At 69.8% G+C, this 15,189-nt stretch carries 13 protein-coding genes; 1 reads left to right on the top strand and 12 read right to left on the bottom strand.

Annotated features, from left to right (window positions below):
* Positions 1 to 46: 46 nt before the first annotated feature.
* Positions 47 to 394, top strand: coding sequence for a PLDc N-terminal domain-containing protein (locus tag ACIHAD_RS05350; protein ID WP_397353116.1), 348 nt, complete (start codon positions 47 to 49; stop codon positions 392 to 394).
* On the opposite strand, the gene araA is transcribed toward ACIHAD_RS05350, so the two are convergent.
* The 12 genes from araA to ACIHAD_RS05290 form a co-directional block, all read right to left on the bottom strand.
* Positions 391 to 1,845, bottom strand: coding sequence for an L-arabinose isomerase (araA, locus tag ACIHAD_RS05345; RefSeq protein ID WP_397353115.1), 1,455 nt, complete (start codon positions 1,843 to 1,845; stop codon positions 391 to 393). The two genes, ACIHAD_RS05350 and araA, sit on opposite strands and share 4 nt — an antisense overlap.
* Positions 1,842 to 2,489, bottom strand: coding sequence for an L-ribulose-5-phosphate 4-epimerase (locus tag ACIHAD_RS05340; protein ID WP_397353114.1), 648 nt, complete (start codon positions 2,487 to 2,489; stop codon positions 1,842 to 1,844). The genes araA and ACIHAD_RS05340 overlap by 4 nt, the downstream gene beginning before the upstream one ends.
* Entirely contained in the window at positions 2,486 to 4,105 is a 1,620-nt protein-coding gene (araB, locus tag ACIHAD_RS05335) for a ribulokinase (RefSeq protein ID WP_397353853.1), read from the bottom strand. The genes ACIHAD_RS05340 and araB overlap by 4 nt, the downstream gene beginning before the upstream one ends.
* 53 nt (positions 4,106 to 4,158) lie before the next feature.
* On the bottom strand, positions 4,159 to 5,142 hold the full coding sequence (locus tag ACIHAD_RS05330; RefSeq protein ID WP_397353852.1) for a LacI family DNA-binding transcriptional regulator: 984 nt from the start codon (positions 5,140 to 5,142) through the stop codon (positions 4,159 to 4,161).
* A gap of 71 nt (positions 5,143 to 5,213) precedes the next feature.
* On the bottom strand, positions 5,214 to 6,473 hold the full coding sequence (mmsB, locus tag ACIHAD_RS05325; RefSeq protein WP_397353113.1) for a multiple monosaccharide ABC transporter permease: 1,260 nt from the start codon (positions 6,471 to 6,473) through the stop codon (positions 5,214 to 5,216).
* Between the two features lie 5 nt (positions 6,474 to 6,478).
* On the bottom strand, positions 6,479 to 8,008 hold the full coding sequence (gene mmsA / locus ACIHAD_RS05320) for a multiple monosaccharide ABC transporter ATP-binding protein (RefSeq protein WP_397353112.1): 1,530 nt from the start codon (positions 8,006 to 8,008) through the stop codon (positions 6,479 to 6,481).
* A 61-nt stretch (positions 8,009 to 8,069) separates the two neighbouring features.
* Entirely contained in the window at positions 8,070 to 9,188 is a 1,119-nt protein-coding gene (chvE, locus tag ACIHAD_RS05315; protein ID WP_397353111.1) for a multiple monosaccharide ABC transporter substrate-binding protein, read from the bottom strand.
* Positions 9,189 to 9,396: 208 nt separating this feature from the next.
* The gene (gene yjfF / locus ACIHAD_RS05310) at positions 9,397 to 10,371 is read right to left on the bottom strand and encodes a galactofuranose ABC transporter, permease protein YjfF (protein WP_397353851.1); all 975 of its coding nucleotides are present in this window, start codon (positions 10,369 to 10,371) and stop codon (positions 9,397 to 9,399) included.
* A gap of 5 nt (positions 10,372 to 10,376) precedes the next feature.
* Positions 10,377 to 11,390 carry an ABC transporter permease gene (locus ACIHAD_RS05305; RefSeq protein ID WP_397353110.1) on the bottom strand — a complete coding sequence of 338 codons (1,014 nt, stop codon included), beginning with the start codon at positions 11,388 to 11,390 and terminating at the stop codon, positions 10,377 to 10,379.
* Positions 11,390 to 12,898: a sugar ABC transporter ATP-binding protein gene (locus ACIHAD_RS05300; protein ID WP_397353109.1), complete on the bottom strand. Its 1,509-nt coding sequence runs from the start codon at positions 12,896 to 12,898 to the stop codon at positions 11,390 to 11,392. The genes ACIHAD_RS05305 and ACIHAD_RS05300 overlap by 1 nt, the downstream gene beginning before the upstream one ends.
* A 50-nt stretch (positions 12,899 to 12,948) precedes the next feature.
* Entirely contained in the window at positions 12,949 to 13,926 is a 978-nt protein-coding gene (locus tag ACIHAD_RS05295) for an ABC transporter substrate-binding protein (protein WP_397353108.1), read from the bottom strand.
* A 455-nt stretch (positions 13,927 to 14,381) separates the two neighbouring features.
* Positions 14,382 to 15,131, bottom strand: coding sequence for a metallophosphoesterase (locus tag ACIHAD_RS05290; protein WP_397353106.1), 750 nt, complete (start codon positions 15,129 to 15,131; stop codon positions 14,382 to 14,384).
* Between the last annotated feature and the right edge of the window lie 58 nt (positions 15,132 to 15,189).

The raw sequence follows: 15,189 nt of genomic DNA, 5'->3' as shown, positions 1-15,189 counted from the left end.
CCGAATATCCTTGCCGTCGCCCCCGGCCGTCACTACGGTCGGCCCCGTGCTGTATCTGTCCGAGGCCATGGGCCTGGCCACCCTCGTCCTGTGGCTCTACTGCCTCTTCGACGTGATCACCACGCCGGACGCGGTCTGCAGGAACCTGCCCAAGATCGTATGGGTGCTCGTGGTCCTGCTGTTCCCGCTGGTCGGCTCGGTCATCTGGCTGGTGGCCGGCCGCCCCGAACGCGCCGGCCAGGCGGCCGCGCGCCCGAGCGCGTTCCCCGAGTACGACCGCCCGGGCCGCTTCGCCGCCACCAACCCCGACGACGACGAGGAGTTCCTGCGCCGCTGCCGCGAACGTGCCGAGGAGCAGCGCAGGAACGCCCCGAAGAAGCCGCCGGAGGACTAGAAGCCCTGGGCCAGGCGGTAGTACGCCTGGTTCCAGCGGATCTCCTTGACGAACTGAGCCGTCGTGGTGTCCTTGTCGATCACCAGCAGCTCCACGCCGAGCATGTCGGCCAGGTCGGTCAGCTCCTCGCGCCCGACGGCCGTGGACAGCACGGTGTGGTGCGGCGCGCCGGCGGTCAGCCACGACTCGGTCGAGGTGCGCAGGTTGGGCCGCGGCGACCAGACGGCGCGGGCCACGGGCAGCCTGGGCAGCGGCTCCGGCGGCGCGACGATGTCGATCTCGTTGGCCACCAGGCGGAACCGGTCGCCCATGTCGGCCAGGCCGACGACGACACCGGGGCCGGGCGCGGCGTCGAACACCAGCCGCACCGGGTCCTCCCGCCCGCCGATGCCCAGCGGGTGGATCTCGCACGACGGCGTCCCGGCGGCGATGGACGGGCAGACCTCCAGCATGTGCGCGCCGAGGATGAGCTCGTTGCCGGGCGTCAGGTCGTAGGTGTAGTCCTCCATGAAGGACGTCCCGCCGGGCGTCATCGCCTTGAGGGTGCGCAGCAGGACCGAGGTCTTCCAGTCGCCCTCGCCGCCGAAGCCGTAGCCGTCGGCCATCAGGCGCTGCACGGCCAGGCCGGGGAGCTGGCGCAGGCCGCCGAGGTCCTCGAAGTTGGTGGTGAAGGCCCGGAAGCCTCCGTGCTCCAGGAAGCCGCGCAGGCCGAGCTCGATCCTGGCGGCGTAGCGCAGGGACTCGTTGCGCTCGCCGAGCAGCTCGGGGGCCACCCGGTACAGCTCGGCGTACTCCTTGACCAGCGCGGACACGTCGGCGTCGGAGGCCGCGTCCACGACCTCGACCAGGTCGTTGACGCCGTAGGTGTTGACCGAGACGCCGAACCGGAGCTGCGCCTCGACCTTGTCGCCCTCGGTCACGGCCACGTCGCGCATGTTGTCGCCGAAGCGGGCCAGCTTGAGCGCCCGCACCTCGGCCACGCCCCTGGCCGCGCGCGCCCACGCCTCGATGCGCGCGCCGACCGCCGGGTCGCTGACGTGCCCGGCGACGGTCTTGCGCGGCACGCCGAGCCGGGTCTGCACGAACCCGAACTCGCGGTCGCCGTGCGCGGCCTGGTTGAGGTTCATGAAGTCCATGTCGATCGAGCTCCACGGCAGCTCGACGTTGGCCTGCGTGTGCAGGTGCAGCAGCGGCTTGCGCAGCGCGTCGAGGCCGGCGATCCACATCTTGGCCGGGGAGAAGGTGTGCATCCAGGCGATGACGCCGGCGCACTCGTCGTCCGCGTTGGCCTCCAGCATGACGCGCCTGATCGCCGCGGCGTCGGTCAGCACGGGCTTCCACTGCACGGGCACGGGAAGCTGCTCGGCGATGCGCCTCGACTGCTCGGCCACCTGGCGCAGCGTGTCCTCGCCGTACAGTCCCTGGCTGCCGGTCAGAAACCAGATGTTCAACGCGGGCTCCTCTGTCCGTAGACGTTCTGATAGCGGTCGTACAGGCGGTCGATGTGGGCCGGGCCGATGGGCAGCGGCGTGCCGAGCTGCTTGGAGACGTGGACGGTGCGGGCGACGTCCTCGCACATCACGGCGGCCTTGACGGCGGCCTCGGGGTCCTTGCCGATGGTGAAGACGCCGTGGTTCTGCATCAGGACGGCCGGCGAGCGGTGGCCCTCGAGCGTCGCCACGATGCCCTGTCCGATGGAGTCGTCCCCGATCAGCGCGAACGGGCCGACCGGGATCTCGCCGCCGAACTCGTCGGCCATCGCCGTCAGCACGCACGGGATGGGCTCGCCGCGCGCGGCCCACGCCGAGGCGTAGGTCGAGTGGGTGTGCACGACGCCGCCGACCTCGGGCATGTTGCGGTAGACGTAGGCGTGCGCGGCGGTGTCGCTGGAGGGCGCGTGGGCCCCCTCGACGAGGTTGCCGTCGAGGTCGCAGAGGACCATGTTGTCCGGGGTCAGGTCGTCGTAGGAGACCCCGGACGGCTTGATGACGAACAGGTCCTCGCCCGGGACCCGGCCCGACACGTTCCCCGCGGTCCAGACCACGAGGCCGTAACGGACCAACTCCCCATGAAGCCTGGCAATGGTGGATTTCACTGGGCGGCCTCGTTCCTGATCGTGCGGAGGGCGTGGAGCATGCGTCCGTCCCCGAAGTGGTCGTGCAGTTCGCGGTACTGGGCGTACAGGCGGTCGTAGGCGTCGGCGCGGGCCTCGTCGGGCACGTACGCCGCCCGCGTGCGCTTGCCCATCGCCGCGGCGGCCTCCTCGATGCCCGGGTAGGCCCCGGCGGCGACGGCCGCGTGGACGGCCGAGCCGAGCGCGGGCCCCTGGTCGGAGCCGATGACCGACAGCGGGCGGCGCAGCACGTCGGCGTAGACCTGCATGAGGAAGCGGTTCTTCAGCAGCCCTCCGGCGACCACGAACTCCTCGACGGGCACGCCCGACTTCTCGAACGTCTCGACGATCATGCGGGCGCCGTACGCGGTGGATTCGATGAGCGCGCGGTAGACGTCCTCGGGCCTGGTGGCGAGGGTCTGGCCGACGATGACACCGGACAGGTCGTGGTCCACCAGCACCGAGCGGTTGCCGCCGAACCAGTCGAGCGCGACCAGCCCGTGCGCGCCGACGGCCTGGCGCTCGGCCAGCTCGGTCAGGCGCTCGTGGCCGTCGGTGCCGAAGGCGTCGACGTACCAGGCGAAGATGTCGCCGACGGCGGACTGGCCGGCCTCGTAGCCCCACAGGCCGGGCACGATGCCGTCCTGGACGACGCCGCACATGCCGGGCACCTCGGCCAGCCGGTCGCTGGGCATGATGTGGCAGGTGGAGGTGCCCATGATGGCCACCATCTGCCCGGGGCGCACGGCGTCCGCGGCGGCGGCGGTGACGTGGGCGTCCACGTTGCCGACGGCCACGGCGACGCCCTCGGGCAGGCCGGTCCACTCGGCCGCCCGCGCGGTGAGGACGCCGGCCAGGCCGCCCAGGGGGGCCAGGGTGGTGCCGTTGACGTCGTCGCCGACCACGCCGGTGGCCAGTTTGCCGGTGAAGCCGGCGAAGCCGGGGTTCAGGGCGGCGAGGAAGTCCTCGGAGGGGTAGCTCCCGTCCTGGAAGACGCCCTTGTAGCCGGCCGTGCAGATGTTGCGGCTCTCGACGCCGGACAGCTGCCAGATGATCCAGTCGGCGGCCTCGATCCAGCGCTCGGCCCTGGCGTACACCTCGGGGGCCTCCTCCAGGACCTGGAGGGCCTTGGCGAACTCCCACTCGGAGGAGATCTTGCCGCCGTAGCGCGGCAGCCAGCTCTCGCCCCGCCGCGCGGCCAGCTCGTTGATGCGGTCGGCGTGCGGCTGGGCGGCGTGGTGCTTCCACAGCTTGGGCCAGGCGTGCGGCTGCTCGGGCGTCTCGAAGCACAGGGGCGTGCCGTCGGCCGTGGTCGGCAGCACGGTGCAGGCGGTGAAGTCGGTGCCGATGCCGATCACGTCCTCGGCGGCGACCCCGGCGGCGGCCAGGGCCCCGGGCACGGCCACGCGCAGCACGTCCAGCCAGTCCTGCGGCGACTGCAGCGCCCAGTCGGGGCCGAGCCGCACGCCGGTGCCGGGGAGCGTGTGCTCGATGACGCGCTCGGCGTACTCGTGGACGGCGCTGCCCAGCTCGGCGCCGTCGGCCACGCGGACGACGACCGCGCGCCCCGACAGCGTGCCGAAGTCCACTCCGACCACGAATTTGTTAGCGTTCACATTGCACTCCAGAGAGTTGTCTGTTCGCCTGCCGGCTACGGCGCCGGCGCGGTGCTGGACCTGACGACGAAGCTGGGACGCACCACCATGCGCTCGTACGCCGTCGGCCCGGCCTCGATCTGCCGCAGCAGCACCTCGATGCAGTGGCGGCCCACCACGTCGAAGTCCTGCCGGACCGTGGTGAGCGGCGGGGAGAAGAACTCGGACTCGGGGATGTCGTCGAAGCCCACGACGCTGATCCGGCCGGGGACGGGCACCCCGGCCTCGCTGAGCGCGCGCAGCACGCCCAGCGCCATCTGGTCGTTGGCCGCGAACACCGCGGTGACGCCGTCCATCCCGGCCAGCCTCTTGCCGGCCTCGTACCCGGCGCGCGGGCTCCAGTCGCCGGCCAGCGGCTCGGGCACCGGGCGGCCGGCCTGCTCCAGCGCCGCGCGCCAGCCCTCGACGCGGCCCTCGGTCTCCAGCCAGCCGGCCGGCCCCGTGACGTGCCAGACCGTCTCGTGGCCCAGGTCCAGCAGGTGCCGGGTGGCGAGCCTGGCGCCCTCGACCTGGTCGATGCAGACCGCGGAGACGTCGGCGCCGTGCGCGCCCTCGACCACGACCGCGGGCACCCCGGCCGGCAGGCTCTCCAGGGCGGAGGCGGCCGAGCGCTGCGGCGCGACCACCACCACCCCGTCCACGTTCTGCTCGGCCAGGTAGTCCAGCGCGTCGCGGACGCTGGCCGCGTCGATCGACTTCAGGCTCACGATGCTGACGAAGTACCCCGCGGTCCTGGCCGCCTGCTCGATGCCGTAGACCATGCTGGCCGGGCCGTACAGGGTGGTGTCGAAGCTCACCACCCCGAGGGTGCGCGACCGCTTGGTGACCAGCGCGCGGGCGACCAGGTTGCGCCGGTAGCCCAGGCGGGTGATCGCCTCCTCCACCCGGGCGCGGGTGTCGGCCCGGACGTTCGGGTGGTCGTTGAGCACCCGCGAGACCGTCTGGTGCGACACGCCGGCCTCCTTGGCCACGTCGGCCATGACCGGCGGACGCGGCCTGGGGCTCGGTACCACGGGTTCTCCTTTCGCGGGGCTTGCCGGACCTGCGGCGGTCAGCGGGAGGCGCCCGCCCGGCGCTTGGTCCACACGTCGAACGCGACGGCGGCCAGCAGGACGGCGCCCTTGACGAGCATCACGCGTTCACTGGGCGAGCCGATGAGCGACATGCCGTTGTTGATGACAGCCATGATCAGGCCGCCGGTGATGGCGCCGACGACCTTGCCGACGCCGCCCTGGACGGCCGCGCCGCCGATGAAGGCCGCCGCGATGGCGTCCAGCTCGAAGCTGTTGCCCGCGGTCGGGCCCGCCTGGTTGAGCCGGCCGGCGAAGATGATGCCGGCGATGGAGGCCAGCACGCCCATGTTGACGAAGATCCAGAAGACCACCGACTTGACCTTGACGCCGGACATGACCGCCGCCTGGAGGTTGCCGCCGATGGCGTAGATCTGCCGGCCGAAGACCGTGCGGTTGGCCATCAGCGAGTACGCCAGCACCAGCACGGCCAGCAGCACCAGCACCCATGGCAGGTTCTTGAAGCGGGCGAGCTGCACGACCAGGAACAGGATCAGCGCGGCGCCGGCCACCATCTTCAGCGCGAACATGGCCATCGGCTCGACCGACTGGCCGTAGCCCCTGCGGGCGTTGCGGGTGCGCCACTGCGCGGCGACCATGCCGCCGATCGCGACCAGGCCGATGATCAGGCTGAACAGGTCGGCGCCGCCCAGCGGGCCGAGGCCCACGTTGCCGAGGTAGCCGTCGGTGAAGCCGTTGGCCAGCGTACGGACCTGGTCGGGGAACGGGCCGATGCCCTGGTTGCCCAGGACGGTCATGGTCAGCGCGCGGAACAGCAGCATGCCGGCCAGCGTGACGATGAAGGCAGGGATGCCGAAGTAGGCGATCCAGTACCCCTGCCAGGCCCCGATCAGCGCGCCGGCGGCGACCGTGATCAGCAGGGCCAGCGGCCACGGCAGGCCCATGTTCACCATGAGCACGGCGGCCAGCGCCCCGGTGACCGCCACCACCGAGCCGACCGACAGGTCGATGTGCCCGGCGATGATGACCAGGATCATCCCGATCGCGAGGATCAGGACGTAGGAGTTCTGGACGATGATGTTGGAGATGTTCTGCGGCTGAAGCAAGGCGCCGTCGGTGAGCACCGAGAACAGCACGATGATCAGCGCGAAGGCGATGTAGATGCCGCTCGAACGCAGGTTCAGCGACAGGCCGCCCAGCGACACCTGGCCGGGCCGCCGCGGCGCTCCCCCGTCGCTTCCCGCGCCGACCTGCACGTCGGCGGGCGTGATGCTGCTCATCGGAGCTACTCCTGTCCCTTGGTCATGAGATGCATGAGGCTTTCCTGGGTGGCCTCCCGGCGGGGGACCTCGCCGGTGACGCAACCTTCGGAGAGCGTGTAGATGCGGTCGCACAGGCCGAGCAGCTCAGGCAACTCACTGGAGATCACCAGCACGGCCTTGCCCTGGTCGGCGAGGCGGTTGATGATCGTGTAGATCTCGTACTTGGCCCCGACGTCGATGCCGCGGGTGGGCTCGTCGAGGATGAGCACGTCAGGCTGGGTCAGGATCCACTTGGAGAGCACGACCTTCTGCTGGTTGCCGCCGCTCAGCTTGCCGACGACGCTGTTGACGCTGGGCGCCTTGATGTTCATGCTCCGGTGGAACTCCTCGGCGACCTTGTACTCCTCGTTCTCGTTCACCCAGCCGCGCCGGGCCAGGCCCTTGAGCCCGGCTGCGCTGATGTTGCGCTTGATGTCCTCGATGAGGTTCAGGCCGTACCGCTTGCGGTCCTCGGTGGCGTAGGCCAGGCCGTGGTGGATCGCGTCCTGCACGTTGCGGATCTCGATCGGCTTGCCGTCCTTGAAGACCTTGCCGGAGATGTGCACGCCGTACGTGCGGCCGAACAGGCTCATCGCCAGCTCGGTGCGCCCGGCGCCCATCAGGCCGGCCAGGCCGACGATCTCGCCCCTGCGCAGGTTGAGTGAGGCGCCGTCCACGACCTTCCTGCCGGGCTGGCTCGGGCTGTAGACCGTCCAGTCCTCGATCCGCAGGACCTCCTCGCCGATCGTCGACTCGTGCGGCGGGAAACGGTTGTCCAGCGCGCGGCCGACCATGCCGGAGATGATCCGGTCCTCGGTGACGTGGTCGGTGGCCATGTCCAGGGTCTCGATCGTGCGGCCGTCGCGGATGATCGTGACGGAGTCGGCGATCGCGGTCACCTCGTTGAGCTTGTGGGAGATGATCACGCAGGTGATGCCCTCGTCCCGCAGCCCGCGCAGCAGGTCGAGCAGGTGGGCCGAGTCGTCGTCGTTGAGCGCGGCGGTCGGCTCGTCGAGGATGAGCAGCTTCACCTCCTTCGACAGCGCCTTGGCGATCTCGACGAGCTGCTGCTTGCCGACGCCGATGTCGGAGACCGTGGTGGTGGGGTTCTCGTGCAGGCCGACGCGGCGCATCAGCTCGGCGGCCTCGTAGTTGGTGCGGTTCCAGTCGATGAAACCGCGCCTGGCGCGCTCGTTGCCGAGGAAGATGTTCTCGGCGATCGACAGCTGCGGGCTGAGCGCCAGCTCCTGGTGGATGATGACGATGCCGGCGTGCTCGCTGTCGCGGATGCCGGAGAACTCGCAGCGCCGGCCCTCGAAGGTGATCTCGCCCTCGTAGTCGCCGTGCGGGTAGACCCCGGACAGGACCTTCATCAGCGTCGACTTGCCGGCGCCGTTCTCGCCGCAGATGGCGTGGATCTCGCCGCGCCGGACGGCCAGGTTGACGTCCTGCAACGCCTTGACACCGGGGAACGTCTTGGTGATCCCGCTCATCCGCAAGATGTGCTCGGTCATATGCCCCTCGCTCAGGTGTGGGAAGTGCCCCCGGGGGACCGCGGTCCCCCGGGGCGGGCCCTTACTTGAGCTGGTCCTCGGTGTAGTAGTTGCCGCCGACGATGATCTCCTTGTAGTTGCTCTTGTCCACGATCACCGGGTCGAGCAGGTAGGAGGGGACGATCTTGTTGCCGTTGTCGTAGTCCTTGGTGTTGTTCACCTCGGGCTTGCCGCCCTTGAGGACCGCGTCGGCCATCTTCACCGTCTGCTCGGCGAGCTTGCGGGTGTCCTTGAAGATGGTGGAGTACTGCTCACCGGCGATGATCGACTTGACCGAGGCGAGCTCGGCGTCCTGGCCGGTCACGACGGGGTAGGGCTGGCCGCTGGTGCCGTAGCCGGAGCTCTTGAGCGCCGACAGGATGCCGATGGACAGGCCGTCGTACGGGGACAGCACGCCGTCCACCTTGGTGCCGCCGGTGTAGGTCTTGGTGAGGATGTCCTCCATGCGCTTCTGGGCCGTGGCCGGGTCCCAGCGCAGGATGGCGGCGGTCTTGAAGTCCTTCTGACCGCTCTTGACCACCAGGGTGCCGTCGTCGATCTTCGGCTGGAGCACCGACAGGGCGCCGTTCCAGAAGAACGTGGCGTTGTTGTCGTCGGGCGAGCCGCCGAACAGCTCGACGTTGAAGGGGCCCTTCTTGCCGTCGTCCACGCCGAGGCCCTTGATCAGCGAGGTCGCCTGCTGCACGCCGACCTTGAAGTTGTCGAAGGTGGCGTAGTAGTCGACGTTCGGGCTGTTGCGGATCAGGCGGTCGTAGGAGATGACCGGGATCTTGGCGTCGGCGGCCTGCTGGAGCTGCGAGGTGATCGCGGTGCCGTCGATCGAGGCGATGATCAGGAGCTTGGCGCCCTTGGTGATCTGGTTCTCGATCTGGTTGGCCTGCGTCGGGATGTCGTTCTCGGCGTACTGGAGGTCGACCTTGTAGCCCAGCTGTTCGAGCTGCTGCTTGACGTTGTCGCCGTCGTGGATCCACCGTTCGGACGACTTGGTGGGCATCGTGACGCCGATCAGGGCGCCCGCGCCGCCGGCCGCGGCCGACGTGGAGGCGTCGGCGTCGACCGTCTTCTGGCTGGAGCCGCAGGCCGTCATGGTCGCGGCGAGCGCGATGGCGGACACCACGCCCCCGATACGTCCCAACCTCATGTGGCACTCCTTGCAATGGGGGTTGCGGCAGCGGCATGTGAGCGTTAACTGCCGATAGAGCAGAGGGTTCAGTCACAGAACGTGCTGAATCAGAACAAAGTTCGTGCTTCGTTCTCGCCGATTGTTATCGCTAACAAAGACTATGTCAACGGTTGAGCATAACCTCACGGAAACCTTTAGGTAACTTTCATGGCGATCTCCTTGCAGGTCAGCGCCTTGAGCGCGCACTGAAGAGCCGTTGCAGGACGATGAAGACGAAGAGCAGCAGGCCGATGAAGATCTTGGTCCACCAGGAACTGAGCGTGCCCTCGAAGCTGATGATCGTCTGGATCAGGCCGAGCACCAGCACGCCGAGCACCGTGCCGAACAGGAAGCCGCTGCCGCCCGTGAGCAGCGTGCCGCCGATCACCACGGCGGCGATGGCGTCCAGCTCCATGCCCACGGCGTGCAGGCCGTAGCCGGAGAGCATGTAGAACGACAGCAGCACGCCGCCGAGCGCCGAGCAGAAGCCGCTCACCGTGTAGACCGTGATCTTCGTCCGGGCCACCGGCAGGCCCATGAGCAGCGCGGACTGCTCGCTGCCGCCCGTCGCGTACACCGCCCTGCCGAACCGGGTGTAGTGCAGCACGTACGCCGCCACCAGCACGACCGCCACCGCGACGAGCACGCTCGGCGAGATCCACAGACCGGCGAACAGATCGATCCTGGTCTGCGCGAACGCCGTGAACGTCGGGTCCTCGATCGGGATCGAGTCCGTGCCGATCGTGTAGCACAGCCCCCGGGCCAGGAACATCCCGGCCAGCGTCACGATGAACGGCTGGATGTCGAAGGCGTGCACGATGTACCCCATCACCAGCCCGAGCCCGGCCCCGACGGCCAGCACCAGCGGCACCACCACGTACGGCGGCCACCCCGGCCCCGACATCAGCGACGCCGAGATCATCGTGGACAGCGCCACCACCGACCCCACCGACAGGTCGATGCCCCCGGTCAGGATCACGAACGTCATCCCCACCGCCACCACCAGCAGGAACGCGTTGTCGATGAAGACGTTGAGCACCACCTGCCCGCCGGCGAACCCCTCGTACCGGACGCCGCCCACGACGAACATCGCCACGAACAGGCACGCCGTCACGAGCACCGGCAGGTAGCGGGCCGGCAACGCGACCCGGCCCACGGTCATGGTCGTCACAGGGTCACCCGCACTTTCTCCTCGGGGGCCGGGCTGGGCGGCGCGCTCCGGCCGCGCCGGCGCAACGCCTTCGCGCGGAACGACGGCGACTGCACGAGGCAGACCGCCGTCACCACCAGCGCCTTGAACAGCAGGGTCGTCTCGGGCGGCACGCCGATGGAGTAGATCGTCGTGGTGAGCGTCTGGATGATGAGCGCGCCGAGCACGGTCCCGCCCAGCGAGAACCGGCCGCCCGACAGCGAGGTGCCGCCGATCACCACGGCCAGGATCGCGTCCAGCTCGATCCACAGCCCGGCGTTGTTGCCGTCGGCGCTGGAGACGTTCGAGCTGATCATGAGCCCGGCGATGCCCGCGCACAGGGCGGCGAAGGCGTAGACCATGACGACGATCCCCCGCGACCTGATGCCCGCGAGCCTGCTGGCCTCGGCGTTCCCGCCGACCGACTCGATCAGCAGGCCCAGCGCCAGCCGCCGGGTCAGGAACGCGGTGACCGCCAGCACGGCCAGCACCAGCAGCACCCCGAACGGCACCGCCAGCAGATACCCGCCGCCGATCAGCTTGTACGACGGGTTGTTGACCGTGATGATCTGCCCGTCGGTGATGAGCTGGGCCAGGCCGCGCCCGGCCACCATGAGGATCAGCGTGGCGATGATCGGCTGGATGCCCGCCTGCGCGACCAGGAACCCGTTCCAGGCGCCGAGCACCAGGCACAACCCGAGCGCCGCCGCCACGGCGGCCGGCACACCGGCGTCCTCGCTGATCCGCAGGCAGGCCAGCGCGCCCGAGATCGCCACCACCGAGCCCACCGACAGGTCGATGCCGCCGGTCGCGATGACCAGCGTCATGCCGAGCGAGACCAGGATCAGCGGCGCGCCGAAGCGCAGGATGTCGATCAGGCTGCCGTACAGGTGATCGTCCCTGACCTGGACGGAGAAGAAGCTGGGGGTGAAGAACACGTTCAGGGCCAGCAGCAGCGCGAGCACCGCCACCGGCCACAACAACCGCCGCATCAGGGCCGCCCTCCGCTCGCGATCGTCTCCATCAGCACGTCCGTGGTCAGGGCGTCGTCGTTGGGCAGCTCGGCCACCAGCCGCCGGTCGCGCAGCACCTCGACCTTGTGGCTGAGCCGCAGCACCTCCTCCAGCTCGGCGGAGATGAACAGCACCGCCATGCCGCCGTCGGACAGCTCGGCGACCAGGCGCTGGATCTCGGTCTTGGCCCCGACGTCGATGCCCCGGGTGGGCTCGTCGAGGATGAGCAGCCGGGGCTCCAGGATGAGCCAGCGGGCCAGCAGCACCTTCTGCTGGTTGCCGCCGCTCAGGTTCCTGACCAGGTGCTCGGGGTTGGGCGGGCTGATCCGCAGGGCCTTGACGTACCGGCCGACCAGCTCGTCCTGCTGCTCGCGCGGCACCGGCCTGGTCCAGCCCCGGATGGCCTGCAGGGCCAGGACGATGTTCTCGCGCACGGTGAGGTCGGGGATCAGGCCGTCCTCCTTGCGGTTCTCCGAGCAGAAGGCGATCTTGTGGTTCATCGCCGCGCGCGGGGTGCGCAGCGCGGCGGGCGCGCCGCCGACGGCCACCTCGCCGCCGCCCGCGTGGTCGGCGCCGAACAGCAGCCGCGCGACCTCGGTACGTCCCGAGCCGAGCAGCCCCGCCAGGCCCACGACCTCGCCCTCGTGGATGGTGAGCGAGAAGGGCTCGACGGCCCCGGCCCGGCCCAGCCCGCGCGCCTCGACCAGCGGGCGGTCGAAGACCCTGGCCTCGCCGTGCAGGCGTTCGAGCGCGGCCAGCTCCTGGCCGATCATCTTGGCGACCAGCTCGATCTGGGGCAGCTCGCGGGTCAGGTACTCGCCGACGAGCCGTCCGTTGCGGAGGATCGTCATACGGTCGGAAATTTCGTAGATCTGGTCGAGAAAGTGGGAGACGAAGAGGATGGCGATGCCTTCCTCCTTGAGCCGCCGCATCACCCGGAAGAGCTGCCGCACCTCGTCGGCGTCCAGGCTGGAGGTGGGCTCGTCCAGGATCAGCACCCGCGCCTCGATGTCGACCGCCCGCGCGATGGCCACCATCTGCTGCACCGCCAGCGAGTACGCCGACAGCGGCGCCGAGACGTCGATGCTCAGGTCCAGCCTGGCCAGCAGCTCGCCGGCCCTGGCCCGTACGCGTTTCCAGTCGATGCGCCCGAAGCTGCGCGGCTCGCGTCCGATGAAGATGTTCTCGGCCACCGACAGGTTCGCGCAGAGGTTGACCTCCTGGTAGACCGTGCTGATGCCGCCCCGCTGCGCCTCGGCCGGGCCGGCGAAGGCGACGGGCCGCCCGCCGAGCTCGATCGTGCCCGCGTCGGCGGGATGCACGCCGGTGAGCACCTTGATCAGGGTGGACTTGCCCGCGCCGTTCTCGCCCATGAGCGCGTGCACCTCGCCGGGCAGCAGCCGCAGGTCCACGCCGTCCAGGGCCTTGACCCCGGGAAACTGTTTGCCGATCCCGTTCATCGTCAGGACCGGTGCGGGTGCGGCCATGCGCCTCCCCTTCCGCCTGAAGGGCCGGGCCCCGGGCCCGGCCCGTGCGATCAGTACTGACGGCTGGACAGGACCTGCTTGGCCTGCTCCTGCGTGAACGTGGTCTCCTCGGTCACCACGCGGGCCGGCACCTGCTCACCCTTGACGACCTTCTTGGCCAGGTCCATGAGCTGCGGGCCGAGCAGCGGCGAGCACTCGACGATGTAGTTGATCTTCCCGTCGGCCAGCGCCTGCATGCCGTCCTTGACGGCGTCGACCGTGATGATCTTGATGTCCTTGCCGGGCACCTTGCCCGCGCCCTCGATGGCCTCGATCGCGCCCAGGCCCATGTCGTCGTTGTGGGCGTACAGCACGTCGATGTCCGGGTTGGACTTCAGGAAGGCCTCCATGACCTCCTTGCCCTTGGCCCTGGTGAAGTCGCCGGTCTGCGAGGCGATGACCCTGAACTTCGGGTCGGCGCCGATGACCTGGGCGAACCCGGCCTTGCGGTCGTTGGCGGGGGCCGAGCCGGTGGTGCCCTGGAGTTCGACGATGTTCACCGGGTCCTTGGCGTCCTTGTACTCCTCCACCAGCCACTGACCGGCCTTCTTGCCCTCCTCGACGAAGTCGGAGCCGAGGAAGGTCTTGTACAGGGAGGTGTCCTTGGAGTCGACGGCGCGGTCGGTCAGGATGACCGGGATCTTCGCGTCCTTCGCCTCCTTGAGCACCGTGTCCCAGCCGGACTCCACCACCGGCGAGAAGGCGATGACGTCCACCTTCTGCTGGATGTAGGAGCGGATGGCCTTGATCTGGTTCTCCTGCTTCTGCTGGGCGTCGGAGAACTTGAGCGTCACGCCCGCGGTCTTGGCCGAGTCCTGCACGGACTTGGTGTTCGCGGTGCGCCAGCCGCTCTCCGCGCCGACCTGGGCGAAGCCCATGGTGACGGAGTCGCCGCCGCTGCCGCCGCTGCCGCCACTGCCTCCGCCGCAGCTCGCCACCGACATCGCGGTGAGCCCGGCGAGCAGTAACGCCGAGATCCTCTTGAACACGTGGGGGGTTCCCTTCTCATGTGAGCGCTAACAACCGAAGCCGGCTGCCGGCGCCTTCCTGCCTCGGGGGCCTGCGCGGTCCCGTCGGGCCGTGCCCGTCTCGCGTACCGGCGACCGCGGGGGTGCCAGGAGGCGGGCCGCCACCTCGCCTCCTCGGCCGCGACCGAGGGGAGACGACCCGGACCGATCCCGCGACCGCTCCTTTCCTGGCTTGGCCACGACTGTGAACGTTAACAAGCACTCCCGTCAAGGGCCCTCTTCATTACGGTCACGTCACGCCGGGAAGCCCTTGACTCCAGGGGCGTCCCGTCTCTAACGTGGCGCCGATTGCCCTTGTTAGCGCTCACTTCTCTTGGTAGCGCTAACAGCCTCTCGCCCGAGGAGCGCCCCCATGAAGCGATCCGTCCCGGTGCCGGGAAGCCCGCGGCCTCCCGGCCCGCCCGCCGCCGTACCCGTCAGACCGGTACGACGCGATGGTGGGTGGTGATCCGGCCGTCGTCGTCCAGGACGTGGAAGACGAGCCCCGGCGGGAGCGCGTAGTCGCCGCAGCCGGCCAGCGTCGTGGCGCCCTCCCACGGCAGCCTCAGCGTGGACACCACGCCCGGGGCCGCGAGCAGCGGGCGTCCGGCGAAGGTGGTGGCCGCCGCCGTGTGGGCGTGGCCGACCAGCACGGCGGTCACGTCCGGGTGCCCGGCCAGCAGGTCCGCGAGGCGTTCCGGACGCTCAAGCATGATCGTGTCGATCGGCGAGTGCAGCGGCGCGGGCGGGTGATGGAAGGCCACGAGCACCGGCAGGTCGTGTTCCTCGCCGAGCACGCCGTCGAGCCAGGCCAGCGTCTCGTCGTCCAGGTCGCCCGCGGCCCGGCCCGGGATGGAGGAGTCGCACAACACATAGACGGCCCCGCCCGTGCGGTGGACCCGGTTGACCGGCCCGGACGCGGCCGGCTCGCCGAGCAGCACCCGGCGGAACTCCTCGCGGACGTCGTGGTTGCCGGGGCACACCAGGACCGGGTGGCGCGAGGCCAGCAGCTTGCGCGCCTGCTCGTACTCCTCGGCCAGCCCGTGGTCGGCGATGTCGCCGGTGACGAGCACCGCATCGAGGTCGTACGGAAGGGCGTCCAGGTAGCGCATGACGGCGTCGGCGCGCTCGACGGACCGGTCCGAGCCGCCGATGTGGATGTCACTGAGATGGGCGATCACGAGCATGACGAGAAATCCTTTCGGGGTACGTTCCCGACGGTAGCCGTCCACCGGACCAGTCGTA

The sequence above is a fragment of the Nonomuraea sp. NPDC052265 genome (genome assembly GCF_044547985.1).
Taxonomy (GTDB): Bacteria; Actinomycetota; Actinomycetes; order Streptosporangiales; family Streptosporangiaceae; genus Nonomuraea.
This window is presented reverse-complemented; position numbering and strand designations above follow the sequence as displayed.

Coding starts and splice junctions, on each gene's coding strand:
- chvE (WP_397353111.1), bottom strand. CDS start 9,188: ATGAGGTTGGGACGTATCGGGGGCGTGGTGTCCGCCATCGCGCTCGCC.
- ACIHAD_RS05290 (WP_397353106.1), bottom strand. CDS start 15,131: ATGCTCGTGATCGCCCATCTCAGTGACATCCACATCGGCGGCTCGGAC.
- yjfF (WP_397353851.1), bottom strand. CDS start 10,371: ATGACCGTGGGCCGGGTCGCGTTGCCGGCCCGCTACCTGCCGGTGCTC.
- ACIHAD_RS05330 (WP_397353852.1), bottom strand. CDS start 5,142: ATGGCCGACGTGGCCAAGGAGGCCGGCGTGTCGCACCAGACGGTCTCG.
- ACIHAD_RS05300 (WP_397353109.1), bottom strand. CDS start 12,898: ATGGCCGCACCCGCACCGGTCCTGACGATGAACGGGATCGGCAAACAG.
- mmsB (WP_397353113.1), bottom strand. CDS start 6,473: ATGAGCAGCATCACGCCCGCCGACGTGCAGGTCGGCGCGGGAAGCGAC.
- ACIHAD_RS05305 (WP_397353110.1), bottom strand. CDS start 11,390: ATGCGGCGGTTGTTGTGGCCGGTGGCGGTGCTCGCGCTGCTGCTGGCC.
- mmsA (WP_397353112.1), bottom strand. CDS start 8,008: ATGACCGAGCACATCTTGCGGATGAGCGGGATCACCAAGACGTTCCCC.